Here is a 19,743-nt window from a genome sequence, read left to right as displayed (position 1 = left end):
CTCACCAGGCAGGTCACAGATTTACCATGCTGATAGATAACATGCCTGAACAAATTCCGCATGCGCGTCAAAACAGTCGCATTTATCTCTAATAGTATTATTAGCATCCAGTACACAAATGATATGATCGCCTCGCTCTATCAATAGATCATAGTTTGTCTGTAGATCTCGTTTTGAATTGATGTCAGCCGATTTGTACCCCTGCTCCAGGTCTAAGTATAACAGTCTTTGCATGTGGAGTTTGTTTAGTTTAAAACCAGTTTTTTGTGTAGCGGATGCCACGTTGTTGTAATTGCGGAGAGATCCTTGGACGGCCGTTCTAAATTTAATAGCATGTTGTAATCAGGACGTTTACCGGTTCTAAACAGCTGGAGGAGCTTTCCGAGCATGGTACTAGGGTAAGATGCCCTAAGCAGCTGCAAGTGTAGCTCATATGATCTACACATGAAAGAGGCTTTTAAAGTTTCAATTTCAAAAACACAGATCACTTGAGCATCGCATGCGGCAAGTTCAGCGACTTTGCGTGGGAGGTTGTGCTTTGTTTCTACGTCAGATACGCGGTAGCCACGGTCTTCCTTATAATAGATTATTCGTTGCATGGTTTTCACTTGGCATATAGACTATACGTACCAAGGACCTTGAAGGTTTTCAGCGAGAATAGTTTTGAGAAGCATTTACTCGAATTTGCTCAGGAATAAAAGATTCTTGAGAAAATGGGTGTGTTGATATGAGAAGCAAAAAGCACAGTCCGTCTGACGCTCTTCAAAGAGGCTCTACAAGCTCTTATTGCAACAGCAAATTGATCTTTTGGTATATGGGTCTCGTAGGTTCGAAATCAACCAATTTCCTGTATATAAATTCGTATGTCGTATAAAAGACAAAGGCCTCTGAATCATTGATTCAAAGGCCTTTTAGTGTTTCCACTGTACCCAGCGCCGGAGTCGAACCGGCACGGTTTCCCACAGGTGTTTGAGACCAGCGCGTCTACCAATTCCGCCAGCTGGGCATTTGCTTGTTAGCGGGATGCAAATCTATTCATTGTCTCCCAAACTTCCAAGATTAATTTTCATTATCTTCTTTTAATTTTTTATCCACCCAGAATGGTGCGAAAGGTAAAAATGACGAAAGCAGGAACATCGCTGCTTTACTTGCCTTCCATCTGCTTTCCTGCCAGGTCATTAGCCAGAAAACGATATACAAGACAAACAGCAGTCCATGCGCCCAACCTGTATATTTCACCGCTAGCGGCATGTCTGCCCAATACTTCAATGGCATCGCGATAAACAATAAAAGGATGTAAGAAATCCCTTCTGCAACGGCTACTTTTCTGAAAATGGCGGAAGTATGCATCATATCTATTTGATTTTGGCCAGGCTTTCCCTGATCCGGTATAAGTATTTACTTCTGTAATAAAGATCTTTGATCGCCAGCAATGTTGCTTCCTGCGCAGCAGGATCTTGCTGGTCGTAAGAAGCTGCAAGCGATGCGGATTCCTGGTTCAGTGAAGCTTCAATGTTGTCTATTTCCTGCTTCACCTGCGACAAGCGCTCCGGATCTGGATCAAACTGCAAGTCCATCAAAGCTTCATTTACCTCCATCATCTCCATCAGGAAGCTTTGCGGAAGTTTATAGTTCTCCCCTTCTTCCAGCAAGCCTTTCAACGATAGTATATAATGAACTCGCTTCTGTGGATCATTAAGCACCTGAAAAGCTTTGTTGTTTAATGTCGACAGCTCCAGTACCTCCTGCTGTTTTTCTTCACCTTCATTGATAAAGAAATCCGGGTGGTACTTTTTACTCAGTTCATAAAACTTCTGCTTCACGAGCTTCAAATCGGGGTTGAAGCTAAGCGGAAGGCCGTATAATTCAAAGTAATCCATAAACGGTGCTACTTAATAAAATTCTTAAAGATATCGTTGCCGAGCACAAAGACCATGAGCGATAGCAAAATCACAAAGCCGACCATCTGTGCACGTTCCATGAATTTGTCGCCCAGCGGCTTTCCTTTTACCATCTCCACTAAAAGGAATACCACGTGTCCGCCATCCAATGCCGGGATCGGCAATAAGTTCATGAATGCTAAGGCAACCGAAATGAATGCGGTAGATGCCCAGAATCGAGCCCAAACCCACTCACCACCGTAAACCTTGCGTGCAATATCCACAGGTCCGGAGAATGCCTTATTCGCCTTTATCTGACCTGTAAATACCTTACCAATACCTTTTGCATTGTCGCTGAAAGTTTTCCAGGCTTGTGTAGCACCGATAGGCAATGCTTCCAACAAGCCATATTTGATAGTTTCTTGTTTAATTTCACTTACACGGAATCCAATGCCCACCATACCGGATGTATCAGCCGGCACATTCAAAGCCAATGTCTCCGCACCGCGTTTTACGTCGAAAACCATGGGCTTCCCTTTAGACTTCTTTATCTGTTCAACAACTTCGGTACTAAATTTAACAGGAACATCATTGATGGCAGTTATCACGTCACCCTTCTGCACCCCTGCTTTAGCCGCAGGTCTACCGGTCATAATGGAGTCCACAGTAGAACTAATCAGCGGTACGCGGTCTACAAAGGCCTCAATGCCCTCGTCCGATATGTCGTTCAGGATGTTTTCAGGAACCTTTACGTACAATGTTTTGTTCCCACGCAGAATGGTTAATGTAGTGTTGCTCAATAACACTTTCGAAGAAGTAATCTCTTCGAAGCGGATTACCTTTTTACCGTTGATGGCAAGCACCCTATCCCCTTTTTGTAGTCCAATACTTTGTCCTACTACACCGGGATTGATGCCACTATGGTTGGAATTGTTCGAAATATAAGTTTCTCCGTATTTGAACGTCAGCATCCAGAAGATGAAAATACCGACAATCACGTTTACGACCACACCACCGAGCATCACGATCAATCGCTGCCAGGCCGGTTTAGAGCGGAACTCCCAAGGTTGTGCAGGTTGTGCCATCTGCTCAGTGTCCATCGACTCGTCGATCATACCTGCAATCTTCACATAGCCCCCAAGTGGCAGCCAACCGATTCCGTATTCACAATCGCCTTTTTTAAAGCTGAAAAGCTTAACGTTCCAGGCATCAAAGAATAGGTAGAATTTCTCGACCTTGATGCCGAAGGCCCTTGCCGCCAGGAAGTGACCCAGTTCGTGTAAAATTACTAATATCGATAGTCCCAGTAAAAGCTGGGCGGTCATAATCAGTCCATTCATATATTACTTAATGTTTTTATTTATGATGAGATAAAATCTATTTTGTTACCAGTTGACCGGCAAATATACGGGTATGCTGGTCCGTTTCTAAATAATTGTTCAGGGTAGGCGCTGCAATGAATTGTACATCACTCATACAACGTGCAATAACATCGCTCATTTCCAAAAAGCCGATCCTGTCTTCCAGGAATGCATTCACCACCACTTCATTGGCTGCGTTGACGATGCAGGGCATATTACCACCCTGGTTCATCGCCTGATAAGCGAGTTCCAGATTACGAAATGCCGTCCTATCCGGCTGCTGAAACGTAAGCTCCGGGTAATCCATAAAGTTAAAGCGAGGGAAGTTCGTTTGTACCCGTGCCGGATAAGCCATCGCATAGTGAATCGGCAGTTTCATATCAGGCAGCCCCATTTGCGCCTTCATCGAACCGTCAGTAAACTGCACCAGCGAGTGGATAATCGATTGAGGATGTATGATCACGTCGATCTGATCTTCTTTCAGGTCGAATAACCACTTGGCTTCGATCACTTCCAATCCCTTATTCATCATGGATGCAGAATCAATCGTGATTTTAGCGCCCATCACCCAGTTCGGGTGTTTTAGAGCAGCCTCTTTGGTCACAGATGCCAGAAATGAAAGATCTTTACCCCGGAACGGGCCACCTGAAGCGGTCAAGTAAATCTTTTCCACAGCATCTCCTGCTTCTCCCACCAGGCACTGATAGATGGCGGAATGCTCAGAATCGACGGGAACAATATTAACACCATGATCCTTCGCCAACTGGGTGATCAGCTGCCCAGCCACAACTAACGTCTCCTTATTGGCAAGACCGATATCTTTTTTTGCTTTGATTGCTGCTATAGTCGGCTTTAATCCTACAGCCCCCATAATTGCAGTTACTACGAAGTCTGCGCTATCCAGGCTGGCTGCTTCCTCTAATGCCGCCTCACCAGCAAGCACCTTTATGGCAGTACCTTCAAGTGCCGTCCGCACCTGCTGAAATTTTGATTCATCGCAGATCACAACCAATTCCGGCCGGTATTTCATGGCCTGCGCAATCAACAGCTTTGCATTCTTCTGCGCTGTTAGCGCAACAACTTTATATAACGAAGGATTAGCCTCAATAACTTCCAACGTTTGTGTCCCCACAGACCCAGTAGAGCCCAGTATCGATATATTCTTCAATGATATTCTGTTAAATTGTAAAGCTACTCAAACGATCCGCAATCTGTCTGTCGTTAGACAGCCGAGGCACCTTATTCTGGCCGCCAAGTTTACCTGCAGCACGCATGTAGTCTACAAATGCATTTTTATTTAATGACCGGATCAAGAGCGGTTGCAATACCTTCCCCGTGATCAGATCATGGTAATATATGTTTTTCTTTTGAAGTGCCTCATCCACTTTCCTGCTAAAAGCAGTTAAATCCTTTGGTGCAGTTCCAAATTCCACAAACCACTCGTGATATGGCAAGCCTCCTTCCGGTGGCGTAATCTGTGGCGCTACGGTAAATTCGGTGATGCTAACTCCTTCCTGTTCAGCTACACTCCATAGTGCCTGTTCTACTTCTTCTCCGATCACATGTTCACCGAAAGCTGAAATAAAATGTTTGATCCTTCCAGTCACCAGGATCTTATACGGATGTTTAGATACAAACTTCACCGTATCACCAATGCTATATCCCCAAAGTCCCGCATTCGTATTCAAGATCAAGGCGTAGTTCCTGTCCAGCTCCACCTCTTCCAAGCTTAAACGTGTCGGACGCTCATTATAATATTCCTCAGCAGGAATAAATTCATAGAACATCCCTGCATCAGCCAATAATAACAGACTTTTATCCTGCTGACTATCTTGATAAGCAATAAAGCCTTCTGAAGCCGGATAGGTTTCGATCGAGTCGATCTTCCTCCCAATACTACCCTCAATCTTTGCACGGTAGGGTTCATAATTTACCCCCCCATATACGAAGAGCTGCAGGTTTTTGAATATATCCTTGATCTTCTTACCACCACTCTTTTCCGTTAAACGGTCGAAGTACATCTGCACCCAGGGTGGAATACCGGAGATCAAGGTCATATCCTCCTGAATCGTTTCGTCTACAATGGCGTCAACTTTAGTTTCCCAGTCCTCAATGCAGTTCGTTTTGTACGACGGCATCCGGTTTCGCTGCAAATAAGCAGGCACCAGGTTAGCTACAATCCCTGATAGACGGCCAACTTTGATCCCATTTTTTATGCTCATCACCGGGCTACCTTGCAGAAAGATCATCTTCCCGTTGACAAAGTCAGCTTTCCCGGTTTCATGTATATAGGTCAACAGAGCATTGCGTGCAGCTTTGAGATGCTCCGGCATGGACTCCCTGGAAATTGGAATATATTTAGCGCCAGAAGTTGTCCCGGATGTTTTAGCGAAGTATTCCGGCTTGCCCTTCCACATGATGTTTGGCTCCCCTGCAACCACACGGTCAATATAGGGTCTTAGTGCTTCATAGTCCCGCACAGGCACCTGTTGCTTGAAATCGGCATAGGTCTTTATGGATGAGAAATTGTGATCCTTGCCAAAAGCAGTATCAGACGCTTCGCTGATGAGCTGCTGAAAAACCTTTTGTTGAGCCGCTGCTGCGTTATTTTTCCATTTGTTTATGCCTCGTACGATGAAGGCAGCAAAGGGTTTACTTAATGCCGCTTTTAATCCCATAATTTGCTAAACAATATTGTGAATGATGTCTGGTTCTTCGTTCCCATCGTATTCAGCCATCATCTTACGATAAACAATCGTTAATGCCACGCTGGAAAGCGGAACAATGATGAAGGAGCTCAGGCTGATGACCAGCAATGATATCACCGACCAGTGAAGATAGTTAAAAACCAAAGAGAGCAGGTGAAAAAAGCCAAGCACCAGTAACAGTAACAAGATCTTGGTAAAATTACCTCGGGTGGTGGCCAAACTGTATTTTATCGCCTGGAAAGGCTTAGCCTGCCTATCAATAATGAAAAATTGAAAAAATGAAATCCTGATGAAGGTGATGAAGATTGCCACAATGGCAATAGCAACGGAGACATTGGTCACTACCCTGCCAGCTGCAGCGAGGTCGCTGACCAAACCCATTTTTACGGCGTAACGCAAGATGGGATCAAGAATAAATAACACTGGGTAAAGCAAGACACCCACGAATACGATACAAAGTGCGAAGTAAAATGTAGCTATCAAGAAACGAATGATCTGTACGCGGGTAGGTAAAGTGCTTACAATAGTGATCTGTTCGTTCTCATTATCCAACAAATGGAGAATGTACTTAAACAAGGATAGATTTATCGTACAGTATAGCACGATAAAAAGGAACACCATCAGGATCCGCAAGCCAATGTTTACATCCTTTAAAAAGAAGGCCATTAAACTCGAGGTCGTAAAAGTAATGAAGATTAAAAAGCACAAGGTCGCGAGCGAGAAGTAGTTGTCGTAAGTAACACGCCAGGCTTTCCCGATTACCTCATTAACCGTAAAGGTGCTTTCTTTTAAAAAATTAATCATGCCGATTTTAAAACTACTCTTTTAACAAAATCCTGTATAAAGCCCATCCCATAAGCACCCAGCTGAATGAACGCTGCAATGATGCTTAAAAAAGCCACATGTACAGACCTATTCACCTGCCAGGAATGACAAAATATCAAAAAGAAAAATAAAAATATACCCGCATCACAAAGATAAGCTAATGGCGGATATATAAAATGGAGAACTATTGTCAGCAATATACCCACCGTAAACACTGCCGGAAAAAAATGCACCAGCTTAAGCTCTGAAGGGAAATGTTTATAGATGTTGATCCTGGCCCTGCCAAAGAAATGCAGCTGTTTATAAAACTGCGCAAAACTTGTTCGACGTTTATGATAGACCTTTGCCGCAGGAATCAGCCCGATCTTGAAACCATGCTCTTGGATACGGATACTATATTCGATGTCCTCCCCAAGCCTGGTCAGAATAAATCCCCCAACTTTTTCCCAAACTGCTCTGGAAACCCCCATGTTAAAGCTTCTGGGATGAAACTGGCCGATGTGTTTAGCATTACCCCGGATGCCCCCTGTGGTGAAAGGTGAGGTCATTGCATAGCTGATGGCCTTTTGTACCGGTGTAAAACTATCATGAGCAGCGTCAGGGCCTCCGTAAGCATCCAGGCCCTGGGCCAGTAAATAATCTTTTACGATCTCCAGGTAGTCTTCGGGAATCAGACAGTCTGAATCGAAAATTACAAAGTAATCGCCTTTTGCACGCTCAAAACCATAGTTCCGGGTAAAGCCTTGTCCTTCGTTTGCTTTTACGTAGTATTTAAGATCAAGCTTGTTGCTATACTTTTCAACAACAGCTTTAGCGTCGTTTACAGATCCGTCCTCAATTACCAGCACTTCAAACTGCGTGTAAGACTGCCGGGTTAAAGTAAACAGCAGCTCATCAATCTCCTGTGGACGATTATATAAAGGTATAATGATAGAAAAAAACATTAGCGCAGCTCTTTTTCTATTAAGTATTGATTTCGCTCAGGTGCATTTCTTGTCACCAGCTCCGCAACGAAACCCGTCAGGAACATTTGTGAACCGACAATGATGGCCACTAAGGCAATGTAAAATAAAGGCTGATCGGTAACCTCCCGTTTATACGGCAGGTGCACAGCGATATGGTAAAGTTTAACGCCAATCATCCATAAGGCCATAAAGATCCCCAGGAAAAAAGACAGAACTCCAAGCGAACCAAAGAAGTGCATTGGTCGCTTTCCAAATTTACCAACAAAGAAGATCGATAAGAGATCCAGGAAGCCATTGATAAAACGGCTCATCCCAAATTTGGTTACCCCGTATTTACGTGCGCGGTGCTCCACAACCTGCTCGCCAATCCTCGTGAAACCCGCCCATTTGGCAATTACCGGAATATAACGGTGCATTTCCCCGTAAACTTCAATCGTTTTGATCACATCTTTTCGATAAGCTTTAAGACCACAGTTAAAATCATTCAGCGCAATGCCAGACATTTTCCGGGTTGCGGCATTAAACAACTTTGTAGGTATCGTTTTAGTGATCGGGTCATACCGTTTCTTCTTCCAACCAGAAATAAGGTCAAACTTTTCTTCCTTAATACGGCGGAAAAGCTCAGGAATTTCATCCGGGCTGTCTTGCAAATCGGCATCCATGGTGATGATAACATCACCCGCTGCAGCCTCGAAAGCTACGTTTAGTGCTGCCGACTTTCCATAGTTACGTCGAAACTTAATACCCTTAACTTCAGGCTGCGTAATTCTGAGCGATTCGATGATGTTCCATGAGGCATCTGTACTCCCATCATCCACGAACAGGATCTCATACGAAAAACCATTTTCAGCCATCACCCGGGCAATCCAGACCGTTAGTTCTGATAAAGATTCTTCTTCATTATATAAGGGAATAACAACAGATATGTCCATGTGTGCTCTAGTACGCTTAATCTGGTCGCAAATTTTGTCAAATTAAATGACATTCTTCTGAATGCTTAAAACATTGACACGAAAATGTTCCATAAAAAAGCCAATACCGTCCGACCGATTTCATCGACCCAAACAGTATTGGCTTAAAAAATTATGATTTCTATTCCTCAGTTTTAAAGAATATTGGACGCTCTTTTTTAAAGATTGCAGCAAAAATCAGTGCACCGATAAAATATAAGGTCGCGGAAATACCGAAGCCAACAATGATTTGCGAAAAGTTCGGATTTAAGGTCTTATCTAGTTCAGTAGACATTTTACTCATCTCTTCATCCAGTTTCGCAGCATCCAGACCAACACTCTTATAGGTAGACTCTACACTGGACATCATCGTCTCTTTCATTTTTATCGCATACTCCGGTTCAATGTACTTACTGAAAATGATGGTAAAAAAGTATGAAAGGGCTGTAGAAACGAGGAACATGATAAAGATGTTTAACAGTGCCTGTGAAAAATTCCAGTATCCTCCAGCATGTTTACGTAGATCCAGGCAAAAGAAAACCGCCAGACCTATACCAACTAAAAAGGTGATGGTTGAGCCGATCCATGAACCCATAAGCTCTGGTGCAATGTAATAAATGACCAAAAACAACACGATACTGATCGCGCCCCAAATAAGTCCATTCTTCAGGGCAGCACTTCTTACCGCACTGGTATTGATCGTTGTAGTTTCCATGTTTAACAGCGTTTTTATTTAATTACTAAATTCTATTTTCGTTAAAATTAGCAATTAAGCTGTAAACCGCAACATCAAAAGCAGGATTTGCGCTATTTTCTTCCAACTCTTTTAAGGCCTCCGGTGTTGCCCGTGGCTGATGGAAGAAACTCATGAAAGGAACAAACAGCTCCTCCATCTCTTCACCAAGATCGATCATGCCTGCATGACTGCAGATATCCTCGATGCTGCTCTCAACCAGCTGCTGATTGCTGATCAGATCTTCATAAATATGAAACTCATCCTGGAACTCGTCCTCTTCAACCAACAAAAACTCTTTCAGGAAGTCATTGAGTTCAGGCTTAATTTTCTCGTCATGACACTCGTTGATGTACAGCAGCAAATTCAGCAACTCCGTACCACGATCAATGGTTTCTTCTTCAATGTTCGCCCACTCATCGGTTTCCAGGTAATCTTCTTCCAATTTCTTAATGTCACTTGCAAAGAAGTTGATCATTAATAAGTCAAAGAAAACCTCGCGAAGTTCCTCGAATGCAGGATATTCATCGAATGCGGCATCAAACTCTTCAACTTTCTCAAGAAAACCAAGATCCTTACTGAACACCTCAACAAGGTTTTCTTCCAGTTTAACCGAATCTTCACCCGATTGTGCCGCAAATTTATCCAGTGCGGCGACAAGTGCGCTTTTTACATTACTATCCATAAGTTTCAAGTTTATTGTTGTTGTATACCAGCTTCACTTTTCCGCTAAGCTGTTGATTTAATAGGGCTGAATTCTTAGACTTGCTTTTATTACTATCCTGGTTATATAACCAGGTCTCTTTCAAACTGTAAACACTGAAATTGGCCTTTTCACCAACTTCAATTTTAGGAACTTCAAGATTCAATACCTTTCTTGGTGCAATTGCCAGCTTCTCGGCAATCTGCTGTGCATCCAGACCTGCTTTCACTAAAAATGGCAAAGCCGTTTGTAGCCCAAGCATGCCGTAGGCTGCAATTTCAAACTCCACGTCCTTATGCTCTATTTCATGTGGACGATGTTGACTGGTTACGGCATCAATCGTGCCGTCTTTCAACCCCGCTAAAAGTGCTTTGACATCGCTCTTACCTCTTAACGGTGGTTTAACCTTATAATTGCTGTCAAAATCGTTTAACTTGTCTTCAGTAAACACCAGGTGATGTGCCGCAACGTCGCAGGTCACCTTCGCGCCGTCACGTTTTGCGCGTTTTATTAAAGCAACAGATCCGGCCGTCGATATTGTACTAATATGTATTGGTGTATCGTGATATGCCGAAAGGAACAAATCACGTGAGATCTGCATTTGTTCTGCCAGGGCAGGAATTCCTTTCATACCAAGCAAAACGCTGGTGCGACTTTCGTTCACCTGAGCCTTACCTGCTATTGCTTTATTCTCCGGATAAACCATCAGGAGCGCATCAACACCCTTTGCATATTGAAGCGCACGGCTCATAAAGCCATCATCAGCTACAGGTTTATTGCCATCAGAAAAAGCAACTGCGCCTGCTTGTTGCATATCGTAAAGCTCCGCAAGCTCCTTTCCTTCCAGGTTCCTGCTAATTGCTCCAATCGGATGGACATCAACCAAACGATCTTTCGAACGGTTCAAAATGTACTCTACTTCTGCTTTGGAATGCACAACAGGTTCAGCGTGCGGCAAAACGGCAATGCCAGTAAAACCTCCAGCTGCGGCAGCAGCCATTGCAGTTTGAATATCTTCCCTGGTTTCTAAACCAGGATCACCAACTGCGCAATTCAGATCAAAAAATCCCGGACTAATGTAACATCCAGTTCCATCAAAAACCTCGTCACCGGCTTCAGGGCTCAAGCTTTCGCCTATCGCTACAAGCTTACCTTCTTCTACACGTACATCACAAGTGCTTTGATTAAACTGACTATTGGGGTCGGCAATAGTTACGCCTGTGATTACAAGTTTCATATTGTTTTTTTAAACAAAAATAAGGATTTAAATGGAATCTGTTTGGCTTATTCTTAGCTAAGGCCTCTAGAACCGCTTTTTCAATGTATCATTTCTTAAACATACCATCAATCCTGGTGTTTCCATGTTAAACTTACATTAACGATACAATTTTTGAAGCTGATATTCTTTATTTTATTTCCAAGCGTATATATTTGCCGCATCCCAACATGCATTTGCAGATTGAACGGACGAAATAAATGAGAAAACACTTGAACCACCACTTACATTTGCACCATCGCCAGTTATGGCGATAGATATGTAATGTTTTGTACTTCAAGACTAGTTTCCGAAAATTTTATTTTTATTCCATTCATTCAATATAAGCAAATTGAAAACACTCAAAATAGCTATCCAGAAGTCGGGTAGGTTAAACGAAAAATCTGTAGAGATCCTTAAAAATTGTGGTTTATCATTCGAAAACTACAAGAGTTCCCTTATCTCAACCGTTAGTAATTTCCCTTTAGAAATCCTCTTTTTAAGAGATGACGATATCCCCGAATATGTTCAGGATGGCATTGCCGATCTCGGTATTGTTGGTGAAAATGTGATCACAGAATCTGGTGCACAGGTATCGTATTTACAGAAGTTATCTTTTGGAAAATGTACCCTTAAAATTGCCGTTCCGAACAATAGTGACATCACTGAAATCTCGGAATTAGAAGGCAAGGCCATCGCCACTTCCTACCCGGTTATTCTAGAAAAATATCTTCTCGAAAATAATGTAAATGCTCAGGTCAGAACCATCTCAGGATCGGTAGAAATTGGTCCTGGTTTAGGACTAAGTGATGCCATTTGTGACATCGTTTCCACCGGTGGAACTTTAAAAAGTAATGGGCTGAAACCATTTGCTGAAGTGATGAAATCTGAGGCGGTTTTAATCGGCAGGGAAGGTGCAGAATTTGAGCCTGAGGTGCTTGAATTATTACAGCGTGTTCGTTCCGTTTTGAGAGCAAAAGAAACTAAATACGTTGTATTAAATGTTGCCAAAACAAACCTGGAAAAAGTTGTTGCGCTACTTCCGGGCGTGAAGAGTCCGACAGTAGTTCCATTGTTCGACGAAGGTTGGGTGGCCTTACACTCCGTGATTGCTGAACAGGATTTCTGGGAAAAGATTAATGCGCTTAAGGCTGCAGGTGCCGAAGGTATTGTTGTAATGCCAATGGAAAAGATCATCGTCTAAATGGGTACAAACGCCTAAACACCTCAATTTTGATATTAACCTTTAGTTAATTCCTAAATATAAAACATTGAAAGTCTACACATTAAAAGACCTGTCTAAACAAGACATTCAGAACATCTGCTTACGACAACTGGAGGATGACGGTAGCATCAAAGCGCGGGTTTCAGCAATTGTAAACCAGGTAAAACAGGATGGAGATGCAGCATTGAAAACCTTCTCCCTTCAGTTTGACAAGGTTGATCTTACTAAGCTATACCTGGACAAAACGGAACTCGCGGAAATTGCATCAGCTATCCCGGAAGACGTCAAAACAGCTATTGATACCGCATACAGCAACATCAAACACTTTCACGCGGCACAAATACATAAAGAAGCCCCAATAGAAACGATGCCCGGTGTAACTTGCTGGCGTGAAAATCGCCCGATTGAACGTGTAGGCCTCTATATACCGGGTGGTACAGCAGTTCTACCAAGCACCTTCCTCATGTTGGGCATTCCAGCAAAGCTTGCGGGTTGTAAGGAAATCATCGTATGTTCTCCGCCTCAACAAGACGGAAAAACGAACAGCTACCTGGCCTATTGTGCCATGCTGCTGGGTATCGACAGGATATATCTTGCAGGAGGTGCTCAGGCCGTTGCTGCTATGGCTTACGGAACGGAAAGCATCCCGAAAGTTGACAAGATCTTTGGTCCGGGAAACAGATATGTGACCCAGGCGAAGCAGTTAATCCAGGGCACAACGCTGACGGCCATTGACATGCCGGCGGGACCTTCCGAAGTTTTAGTGCTCGCAGACGAGACTGCCAATCCGTCATACGTCGCTTCCGACCTCCTTGCTCAGGCAGAACATGGCCTTGATAGTCAGTCTGTATTGGTTGCTACCTCAAGTAAAATTATAGCTAATACAATCGCTGAACTGGAAAAGCAGATTGCTGTGCTCCCACGTAGGACCATTGCGGAAAAGGCGATCCAAAACTCTTATGCCGTGCTGGTGGACGACCTAAACGCAGGTATGGACTTCAGTAATGTCTATGCTCCTGAACACCTTATTCTGGCTACCTCGGCATATGAAACGATAGTTCCCCTCATCATAAATGCAGGCTCTGTATTCCTTGGCAACTTAACGCCGGAAAGTGCTGGAGACTATGCCTCAGGCACCAACCATACCCTACCCACAAGTGGTTATGCAAAAGCCTATTCGGGGGTTTCAATTGATTCTTTTATTAAGAAGATCACTTTCCAACTTATTGATAAAACAGGTTTAAATAACATTGGCAATACTGTTGAGACGCTTGCAGAAGCAGAAGGCCTGCAGGCACACAAAAATGCCATCACCATTCGTTTAAATTCAGAAAATGGATATTAACAGTTTACAGCGGGAAAACATAAAGAACCTGCGCCCCTACTCTACTGCCCGCGATGAGTATAAAGGCAAGGCTAGCATTTATCTTGATGCCAATGAGAATAGCTTCGGATCACCACTGCCTGCAGATTACAACCGGTACCCCGATCCACTGCAGCTCGACCTTAAAGATGCTATTAGTAAGATCAAGGGTGTACCCATTGAAAACACCTTCTTAGGTAACGGAAGTGATGAGGCAATTGACCTGCTGTACCGCGCCTTTTGCGAACCCGGAAAAGACAACGTTATTATCCTTCCACCAACTTACGGAATGTACGAGGTTTCGGCCAATATAAACAATGTTGAAGTACGCAAAGTGAACTTGCTTCCGAACTTCCAATTGGACCTAGATGGTATTGCTGAAGCGATCGATTCGAACACCAAAGTGATCTTTATTTGTTCGCCAAATAATCCAACCGGAAATTCAATTATCAGAACGGATATTGAAACTGTTTTAGCGAATTTCCAGGGCTTAGTTGTGATCGATGAAGCGTACATTAATTATGCAAAACAAAGGAGTTTTATTAAGGAATTAACCGAGTATCCAAACCTGGTTGTAATGCAGACTTTTTCCAAAGCATGGGGCCTTGCTGCACTACGTTTAGGGATGGCATTTGCTGCCCGCCCAACCATCGACATTTTGAATAAAGTTAAACCTCCTTACAACATTAACCAGGCAACACAGGACCTTGCATTAGCTGCATTGCAAAACGTAAATCAGGTTAACGAATGGATCAAGGTTACCGTAGAAGAACGTGACCATTTAAGTACTGCATTAACCGGACTTGAAATTGTAAATAAAGTTTATCCTTCTGATGCCAACTTTGTGCTCGCCGAGGTGACCGACGCAACCGGAATATACAACTACCTGGTGAACCAGGGCATCATCATCCGGGACCGCTCCAAAGTGACTTTATGCGAAGGATGCCTGAGAATTTCTATCGGCACACCTGCAGAAAACCAAACCTTAGTTACTGCCTTAAAAAACTATCAAGCTTAAACCGCGATAAACCGAATTAACCAACAAATGAAAAAAGTATTATTTATAGATCGCGATGGTACGCTGATCCTGGAGCCAGAAGATGAACAGATCGATTCCTTTCAGAAGCTGAAGTTCTATCCAAAAGCACTGTACTATCTATCTAAAATCGCCAATGAATTGGATTATTCACTGGTGATGGTGACCAATCAGGATGGTCTGGGTACAGATTCGCACCCGGAGGCCAACTTCTGGCCCGTGCACCAGTTCATTTTAGATACCTTCGAAGCTGAAGGCGTACAATTTGAGGAAGTCATCATTGACCGGACCTTTGCACATGAAAATGCAATTACCAGAAAGCCAAATACCGGATTGCTCCAGCATTTCTTCGCCGAGGGCTTCAATTTGAAGGAATCTTTTGTGATCGGCGACCGCCTTAATGATGTGATCCTTGCGAAAAACCTGGGTTCGAAAGCCATTTGGTTGCGCAATAACGATCTTCTCGGCCAGAATGAGCTGCTTGAAAAAGCAGAAAGTCTGCAGGAAGTTATTGCACTGGAAACGCAGGACTGGGCGGACATTTACACCATGTTACGTGCAGGCACCCGTACCGTGCATCATGAACGCAACACTAATGAGACGAAGATCAGCATCGATATTGACCTTGACGGCACCGGAAAAGCATCCATCCATACCGGACTGAACTTCTTCGACCATATGCTGGATCAGATCGCCCGCCACGGCAGCATCGACCTTAACATTAAAACTGATGGCGACCTGCACATCGACGAACACCATACCATTGAAGATACTGGCATTGCCTTAGGCGAGGCATTTGCAAAGGCCATCGGCAATAAGCTGGGTTTAGAGCGGTACGGCTTTTGTTTGCCAATGGACGACTGCCTGGCACAAGCTGCGATTGATTTTGGTGGCAGAAGCTGGATTGTCTGGGATGCAGATTTCAAACGCGAGAAGGTTGGAGATGTACCAACAGAGATGTTTTACCACTTCTTCAAGTCCTTCAGTGATGCAGCAAAATGCAACCTGAACATCAAAGCGGAAGGTCAGAATGAACACCACAAGATTGAGGCAATCTTCAAGGCTTTCGCAAAAGCGATAAAAATGGCCATCAAACGGGATCCAGAAAAATTAGTACTACCAAGCACAAAAGGCGTTTTGTAAATGATTGGAATTGTAAATTATGGTGCAGGGAATATTTTTTCACTCACCTCAGCACTTAAGCGACTAGACATCCAATATGGTATGATCAATGAAGCGGCAGACTTCGAGCAGTATAGCCACATCATCATTCCTGGAGTTGGCCATGCAGGCGCAGCCATGAAAAAACTCGAAGAAACCGGCCTCGTAGAGGTTATAAAAGCACAAACGAAGCCTGTTTTGGGCATTTGCGTAGGTATGCAACTGCTAACGGAACACTCTGAAGAGGGCGACGCAAAACTCATGAACATCGTGCCGGTCAGAACCAGGCTTTTTGACAAAGCCGGAAACATTAAAATACCACATATGGGCTGGAATAATGTATCTCCAAAAAACAATAAATTGTTCGAAGGTGTTGAGGATCAGGCACAATTTTATTTCGTACATTCCTACTTTATTGAATACAATCCTACATTTGATATTGCTACAGCAGAGTACGGAGCACCTTTCTCCGCCAGCATTCAAAGGGATAATTTTTATGGCGTGCAGTTTCACCCCGAAAAATCCGGCGCAGCCGGAGAACTTGTATTAAAGAACTTTTCAAAAATTTAAAGATAAAATGTATATAATTCCAGCAATTGATATTTTAGATGGCAAGGTTGTCCGTCTCAGAGAAGGTGATTACAACCAGAAAACAGTATACGACGTTTCCATCGCTGACATGATTGAAATGTACCATTCCAACGGTACCGAATATATACATATTATCGATCTCAATGGCGCCAAAGGCGACTTCAGTAATCAGGAGACCCTTTTTGAAATCATCCGCAGAACAGAGATGAAAGTACAGTACGGTGGTGGTATCCGTACCATTGACCAAGTAACTAAACTGCTCGATGCGGGCATACACCGCGTGATCGTGGGTACACAGGCCATCACCAATCCAAATTTCCTTTCCGAGCTAAGTGAGGAAGTAGGCAAAAAGTACGACTATGCCAACCGCATCGTTGTTGCCATCGACGTTCTGGACGAGGTGATCAAGTACTCGGGCTGGATGGAAAGCTCTCCAATTAAACTGCTGGATTACGTTGATAAGTGTTTGTCACTTGGCTTCTTCCGCTTTCTATGTACCGACATCAATAAAGATGGTAAGTTAGGCGGAGCGGCAGTAGATCTTTACAAAAAGCTTTTAGATCACTCTCCATTCATTAAGCTGATCGCTTCGGGCGGAATCAGTTCTATGGCCGACATTGAGGAACTTGCCAAATACAACATTCGCTCTTGTGTGGTTGGTAAAGCGATTTACGAGAACCGGATCAGCATTGACGAGATCAAACAATGGAACCTTAAAGCGCTGTCCTCATTGTAAATATGCTGAGTAAAAGAATTATCCCCTGCCTGGATGTAAAAGACGGCAGAACAGTGAAAGGCGTAAACTTTGTAAATCTTAGCGATGCCGGCGACCCGGTGGAGCTTGCCTGGCAATATGGCCAGCAAGGTGCTGATGAACTGGTATTCCTGGACATTACCGCCACACATGAACGCCGTAAGACCATGATTGAAATGGTAAAAGCTGTGGCCAGCCAGCTAAACATCCCTTTTACCATCGGTGGCGGCATCACCTCAGTCGCAGATGCCGAAGCGCTACTGAGTGCCGGCGCTGATAAGATCAGCATCAACTCCGCAGCAGTAAACAATCCCCTGTTAATTGAACAACTCGCAAGCGCCTTTGGCGTACAGTTCGTTGTGGTAGCGGTAGACACGAAATTTGTAGAGGGTAAAAATCTGGTGCACCTGAATGGCGGCCGCAAGGTTACAGAACTGGAAACGGAATCCTGGATCAAACAAGCAGAATCCATGGGTGCAGGAGAAATCCTGCTGACCTCCATGGACCATGATGGTACTAAGAACGGCTTTGACTGTGGACTACTGGCTACTGTTTGCAGCAGTGTTAACATTCCGGTTATCGCATCCGGTGGTGCTGGCAACAAGCAACATTTCGTAGATGTATTTAAACAGACTGGCGTAGATGCTGCCCTGGCGGCTTCGGTCTTCCATTTCGGAGAGATCGCTATACCAGATCTGAAACAAGAATTAAAAAAGAACGGCATACCGGTAAGGTTATGAATATAGATTTTGAAAAAAGTAATGGCCTTGTACCTGTAGTTATACAGGATGTACAGACCTTAGAAGTGTTGATGCTGGGTTACATGAACGAGGAAGCATGGACCAAAACACAAAACGAGGGTGTTGTAACCTTCTTCTCCCGCACTAAAAACAGACTGTGGACCAAAGGTGAAAGCAGCGGAAACTTCCTGCATGTAAAAGAGACTTACCTGGATTGTGATAACGATACCCTATTGATTAAGGTAACCCCTGTTGGACCTACCTGTCATACCGGTAACCGTAGCTGTTTTAATACGCCTTACAACCAGAACTTCATCTTTCAGTTGCAGAACATCATTGCAGATCGTTATGCAAACCCCTCAGAAGAATCTTACGTAAACAGCCTGCGGAAAAAAGGCATCAACAAAATTGCCCAGAAAGTTGGTGAAGAAGGTGTTGAAACCGTAATCGCTGCATTAGCAGAAACGGATTTTGATTTTGTAAATGAAAGCTCTGACTTAATCTTTCACCTGCTCGTGTTATTACAGGAAAAAGGCAAGACACTAGAAGATATTGCGTTAAACCTGGAAAGCAGACATAAAAAGTAACATGCTGGTACTCGAAGAAACCCTTGTTGGCCACTCAAACCCAATTTACGCTCTGAGCAGTGCTGTTGATCCAGACCGCTTTTATAGCGCCGGTAATGATAAAGGTGTTGTAGAATGGTCGCTAAGCAGCATGACCTATGTAAAAATACTCCTGCCTGTGCAAAGCTCCGTTTATGCTTTGCACAGGTTCAATGATCTTTTATTCATTGGCCAACGCAGTGGTACCATCCTGGTTTACAACACCCAAACCGCACAACTGCTGGCCAGATTAGACCATCATAAAAAAGGTGTTTTCGACATCAAGACGATCCCTTCTAAAAACGAATTGATCAGTACGGGTGAAGAAGGTAATGTGGTGATCTGGTCTTTATCAGAATTCAGCTTCTTATATGAGTTCCCGGTTATCAATAATACCCTGCGTGTTGTTGAGCTTAGTAAAGACGAAAAGATCATCGCCATCGGCGCAAAAGACGGATTGATCAGGCTGTATAATTCGGAGGACTATTCACTATTCAAAGTGCTAGAAGGCCATACCCTTCCGATAACATCGATCCAATTTGATCCTACAGGTACGTACATGATCTCCGGCAGTCGCGATGCACAGCTTAAGGTCTGGAGCCTCTTAGATTTCGAGCTGCAGAAAAACATCCCTGCACACCTTTTCAGCATTTACAGCATTGTGTTCCACCCTACGCTGCCCTATTTCGCAAGTTGCAGTCAGGACAAGAGCATCAAACTTTGGAGCAGCCGTGATTTCAGGCTTGTCAAAATTTTGAGCAATGAAAAGAATACCGGCGGGCACTTTCACTCCATTAACCACATGATCTGGAGTGCAGATGGAAAATACCTGATTTCCACCGGAGACGACAGACACATCATGATCTGGCGTATGGAGGACTAGTCATG

The 19,743-nt window shown here is 43.7% G+C and carries 22 protein-coding genes and 1 tRNA gene; 9 read left to right on the top strand and 14 right to left on the bottom strand.

Features of this window, described 5'->3' with window-relative positions:
- Nucleotides 1–21: 21 nt before the first annotated feature.
- The 14 genes from AC5WJX_RS00410 to AC5WJX_RS00345 all read right to left on the bottom strand — a co-directional run bounded on the left by AC5WJX_RS00410 (nucleotide 22) and on the right by AC5WJX_RS00345 (nucleotide 11,362).
- Nucleotides 22–234 (bottom strand): hypothetical protein, encoded by a 213-nt coding sequence (locus tag AC5WJX_RS00410; RefSeq protein WP_494482879.1) that lies wholly within the window; start codon nucleotides 232–234, stop codon nucleotides 22–24.
- A gap of 11 nt (nucleotides 235–245) precedes the next feature.
- Nucleotides 246–599 carry a hypothetical protein gene (locus AC5WJX_RS00405; protein WP_494482878.1) on the bottom strand — a complete coding sequence of 118 codons (354 nt, stop codon included), beginning with the start codon at nucleotides 597–599 and terminating at the stop codon, nucleotides 246–248.
- A 327-nt stretch (nucleotides 600–926) separates the two neighbouring features.
- A tRNA-Leu gene (locus tag AC5WJX_RS00400) sits at nucleotides 927–1,006 on the bottom strand.
- A 53-nt stretch (nucleotides 1,007–1,059) separates the two neighbouring features.
- Nucleotides 1,060–1,353: a DUF3817 domain-containing protein gene (locus AC5WJX_RS00395; RefSeq protein WP_440430102.1), complete on the bottom strand. Its 294-nt coding sequence runs from the start codon at nucleotides 1,351–1,353 to the stop codon at nucleotides 1,060–1,062.
- Between the two features lie 2 nt (nucleotides 1,354–1,355).
- Entirely contained in the window at nucleotides 1,356–1,880 is a 525-nt protein-coding gene (hscB, locus tag AC5WJX_RS00390) for a Fe-S protein assembly co-chaperone HscB (RefSeq protein WP_440430103.1), read from the bottom strand.
- A gap of 8 nt (nucleotides 1,881–1,888) precedes the next feature.
- Nucleotides 1,889–3,220, bottom strand: a complete 1,332-nt coding sequence (gene rseP / locus AC5WJX_RS00385) for an RIP metalloprotease RseP (protein WP_494482877.1) — start codon at nucleotides 3,218–3,220, stop codon at nucleotides 1,889–1,891.
- A gap of 37 nt (nucleotides 3,221–3,257) precedes the next feature.
- Nucleotides 3,258–4,409, bottom strand: coding sequence for a 1-deoxy-D-xylulose-5-phosphate reductoisomerase (locus AC5WJX_RS00380; RefSeq protein ID WP_494482876.1), 1,152 nt, complete (start codon nucleotides 4,407–4,409; stop codon nucleotides 3,258–3,260).
- A gap of 10 nt (nucleotides 4,410–4,419) precedes the next feature.
- On the bottom strand, nucleotides 4,420–5,919 hold the full coding sequence (locus AC5WJX_RS00375) for a GH3 auxin-responsive promoter family protein (RefSeq protein ID WP_494482875.1): 1,500 nt from the start codon (nucleotides 5,917–5,919) through the stop codon (nucleotides 4,420–4,422).
- Nucleotides 5,920–5,925: 6 nt separating this feature from the next.
- Nucleotides 5,926–6,753 carry a hypothetical protein gene (locus tag AC5WJX_RS00370; protein WP_440430107.1) on the bottom strand — a complete coding sequence of 276 codons (828 nt, stop codon included), beginning with the start codon at nucleotides 6,751–6,753 and terminating at the stop codon, nucleotides 5,926–5,928.
- Nucleotides 6,750–7,718: a glycosyltransferase gene (locus AC5WJX_RS00365; RefSeq protein ID WP_494482874.1), complete on the bottom strand. Its 969-nt coding sequence runs from the start codon at nucleotides 7,716–7,718 to the stop codon at nucleotides 6,750–6,752. The genes AC5WJX_RS00370 and AC5WJX_RS00365 overlap by 4 nt, the downstream gene beginning before the upstream one ends.
- Nucleotides 7,718–8,671, bottom strand: coding sequence for a glycosyltransferase family 2 protein (locus AC5WJX_RS00360; protein ID WP_494482873.1), 954 nt, complete (start codon nucleotides 8,669–8,671; stop codon nucleotides 7,718–7,720). Before AC5WJX_RS00360 ends, AC5WJX_RS00365 begins: the two co-directional genes overlap by 1 nt.
- Before the next feature lie 160 nt (nucleotides 8,672–8,831).
- Complete coding sequence (locus AC5WJX_RS00355; RefSeq protein ID WP_494482872.1) at nucleotides 8,832–9,404, bottom strand: DUF4199 domain-containing protein; 573 nt, start codon at nucleotides 9,402–9,404, stop codon at nucleotides 8,832–8,834.
- Between the two features lie 25 nt (nucleotides 9,405–9,429).
- Nucleotides 9,430–10,107: a hypothetical protein gene (locus tag AC5WJX_RS00350; protein WP_494482871.1), complete on the bottom strand. Its 678-nt coding sequence runs from the start codon at nucleotides 10,105–10,107 to the stop codon at nucleotides 9,430–9,432.
- Entirely contained in the window at nucleotides 10,100–11,362 is a 1,263-nt protein-coding gene (locus AC5WJX_RS00345) for a dihydroorotase (protein WP_494482870.1), read from the bottom strand. Before AC5WJX_RS00345 ends, AC5WJX_RS00350 begins: the two co-directional genes overlap by 8 nt.
- 370 nt (nucleotides 11,363–11,732) lie before the next feature.
- Here AC5WJX_RS00345 and hisG point away from each other — a divergent pair, with 370 nt between their 5' ends.
- The 9 genes from hisG to AC5WJX_RS00300 all read left to right on the top strand — a co-directional run bounded on the left by hisG (nucleotide 11,733) and on the right by AC5WJX_RS00300 (nucleotide 19,738).
- A complete protein-coding gene (gene hisG, locus AC5WJX_RS00340) occupies nucleotides 11,733–12,584 on the top strand; it encodes an ATP phosphoribosyltransferase (protein WP_440430113.1) in 852 nt (283 codons plus the stop codon).
- 67 nt (nucleotides 12,585–12,651) lie between these two features.
- Complete coding sequence (hisD, locus tag AC5WJX_RS00335; protein ID WP_494482869.1) at nucleotides 12,652–13,950, top strand: histidinol dehydrogenase; 1,299 nt, start codon at nucleotides 12,652–12,654, stop codon at nucleotides 13,948–13,950.
- Nucleotides 13,940–14,986: a histidinol-phosphate transaminase gene (gene hisC / locus AC5WJX_RS00330; protein WP_494482868.1), complete on the top strand. Its 1,047-nt coding sequence runs from the start codon at nucleotides 13,940–13,942 to the stop codon at nucleotides 14,984–14,986. Before hisD ends, hisC begins: the two co-directional genes overlap by 11 nt.
- A 27-nt stretch (nucleotides 14,987–15,013) precedes the next feature.
- Nucleotides 15,014–16,147 carry a bifunctional histidinol-phosphatase/imidazoleglycerol-phosphate dehydratase HisB gene (gene hisB / locus AC5WJX_RS00325; RefSeq protein WP_494482867.1) on the top strand — a complete coding sequence of 378 codons (1,134 nt, stop codon included), beginning with the start codon at nucleotides 15,014–15,016 and terminating at the stop codon, nucleotides 16,145–16,147.
- Nucleotides 16,148–16,735: an imidazole glycerol phosphate synthase subunit HisH gene (hisH, locus tag AC5WJX_RS00320; protein ID WP_440430117.1), complete on the top strand. Its 588-nt coding sequence runs from the start codon at nucleotides 16,148–16,150 to the stop codon at nucleotides 16,733–16,735.
- Nucleotides 16,736–16,742: 7 nt separating this feature from the next.
- Nucleotides 16,743–17,492: a 1-(5-phosphoribosyl)-5-[(5-phosphoribosylamino)methylideneamino]imidazole-4-carboxamide isomerase gene (hisA, locus tag AC5WJX_RS00315; protein ID WP_494482866.1), complete on the top strand. Its 750-nt coding sequence runs from the start codon at nucleotides 16,743–16,745 to the stop codon at nucleotides 17,490–17,492.
- Between the two features lie 2 nt (nucleotides 17,493–17,494).
- On the top strand, nucleotides 17,495–18,250 hold the full coding sequence (gene hisF / locus AC5WJX_RS00310) for an imidazole glycerol phosphate synthase subunit HisF (protein WP_494482865.1): 756 nt from the start codon (nucleotides 17,495–17,497) through the stop codon (nucleotides 18,248–18,250).
- A complete protein-coding gene (gene hisIE, locus AC5WJX_RS00305) occupies nucleotides 18,247–18,837 on the top strand; it encodes a bifunctional phosphoribosyl-AMP cyclohydrolase/phosphoribosyl-ATP diphosphatase HisIE (protein ID WP_494482864.1) in 591 nt (196 codons plus the stop codon). Before hisF ends, hisIE begins: the two co-directional genes overlap by 4 nt.
- A gap of 1 nt (nucleotide 18,838) precedes the next feature.
- The gene (locus AC5WJX_RS00300; protein ID WP_494482863.1) at nucleotides 18,839–19,738 is read left to right on the top strand and encodes a WD40 repeat domain-containing protein; all 900 of its coding nucleotides are present in this window, start codon (nucleotides 18,839–18,841) and stop codon (nucleotides 19,736–19,738) included.
- Nucleotides 19,739–19,743: the final 5 nt, after the last annotated feature.

The sequence above is a fragment of the Pedobacter sp. NEAU-ZC8 genome, from assembly GCF_059278965.1.
This window is presented reverse-complemented; position numbering and strand designations above follow the sequence as displayed.

What these genes read in the sequence shown, in the direction of transcription:
- AC5WJX_RS00365 (WP_494482874.1), bottom strand. Translation starts at nt 7,718, where the DNA reads ATGTTTTTTTCTATCATTATACCTTTATATAATCGTCCACAGGAGATT.
- hisH (WP_440430117.1), top strand. Translation starts at nt 16,148, where the DNA reads ATGATTGGAATTGTAAATTATGGTGCAGGGAATATTTTTTCACTCACC.
- hisA (WP_494482866.1), top strand. Translation starts at nt 16,743, where the DNA reads ATGTATATAATTCCAGCAATTGATATTTTAGATGGCAAGGTTGTCCGT.
- hisC (WP_494482868.1), top strand. Translation starts at nt 13,940, where the DNA reads ATGGATATTAACAGTTTACAGCGGGAAAACATAAAGAACCTGCGCCCC.
- hisB (WP_494482867.1), top strand. Translation starts at nt 15,014, where the DNA reads ATGAAAAAAGTATTATTTATAGATCGCGATGGTACGCTGATCCTGGAG.
- AC5WJX_RS00395 (WP_440430102.1), bottom strand. Translation starts at nt 1,353, where the DNA reads ATGATGCATACTTCCGCCATTTTCAGAAAAGTAGCCGTTGCAGAAGGG.
- hscB (WP_440430103.1), bottom strand. Translation starts at nt 1,880, where the DNA reads ATGGATTACTTTGAATTATACGGCCTTCCGCTTAGCTTCAACCCCGAT.
- AC5WJX_RS00345 (WP_494482870.1), bottom strand. Translation starts at nt 11,362, where the DNA reads ATGAAACTTGTAATCACAGGCGTAACTATTGCCGACCCCAATAGTCAG.
- AC5WJX_RS00355 (WP_494482872.1), bottom strand. Translation starts at nt 9,404, where the DNA reads ATGGAAACTACAACGATCAATACCAGTGCGGTAAGAAGTGCTGCCCTG.
- AC5WJX_RS00410 (WP_494482879.1), bottom strand. Translation starts at nt 234, where the DNA reads ATGCAAAGACTGTTATACTTAGACCTGGAGCAGGGGTACAAATCGGCT.
- AC5WJX_RS00405 (WP_494482878.1), bottom strand. Translation starts at nt 599, where the DNA reads ATGCAACGAATAATCTATTATAAGGAAGACCGTGGCTACCGCGTATCT.
- AC5WJX_RS00300 (WP_494482863.1), top strand. Translation starts at nt 18,839, where the DNA reads ATGCTGGTACTCGAAGAAACCCTTGTTGGCCACTCAAACCCAATTTAC.
- hisF (WP_494482865.1), top strand. Translation starts at nt 17,495, where the DNA reads ATGCTGAGTAAAAGAATTATCCCCTGCCTGGATGTAAAAGACGGCAGA.
- AC5WJX_RS00375 (WP_494482875.1), bottom strand. Translation starts at nt 5,919, where the DNA reads ATGGGATTAAAAGCGGCATTAAGTAAACCCTTTGCTGCCTTCATCGTA.
- AC5WJX_RS00370 (WP_440430107.1), bottom strand. Translation starts at nt 6,753, where the DNA reads ATGATTAATTTTTTAAAAGAAAGCACCTTTACGGTTAATGAGGTAATC.
- rseP (WP_494482877.1), bottom strand. Translation starts at nt 3,220, where the DNA reads ATGAATGGACTGATTATGACCGCCCAGCTTTTACTGGGACTATCGATA.
- AC5WJX_RS00360 (WP_494482873.1), bottom strand. Translation starts at nt 8,671, where the DNA reads ATGGACATATCTGTTGTTATTCCCTTATATAATGAAGAAGAATCTTTA.
- AC5WJX_RS00350 (WP_494482871.1), bottom strand. Translation starts at nt 10,107, where the DNA reads ATGGATAGTAATGTAAAAAGCGCACTTGTCGCCGCACTGGATAAATTT.
- hisIE (WP_494482864.1), top strand. Translation starts at nt 18,247, where the DNA reads ATGAATATAGATTTTGAAAAAAGTAATGGCCTTGTACCTGTAGTTATA.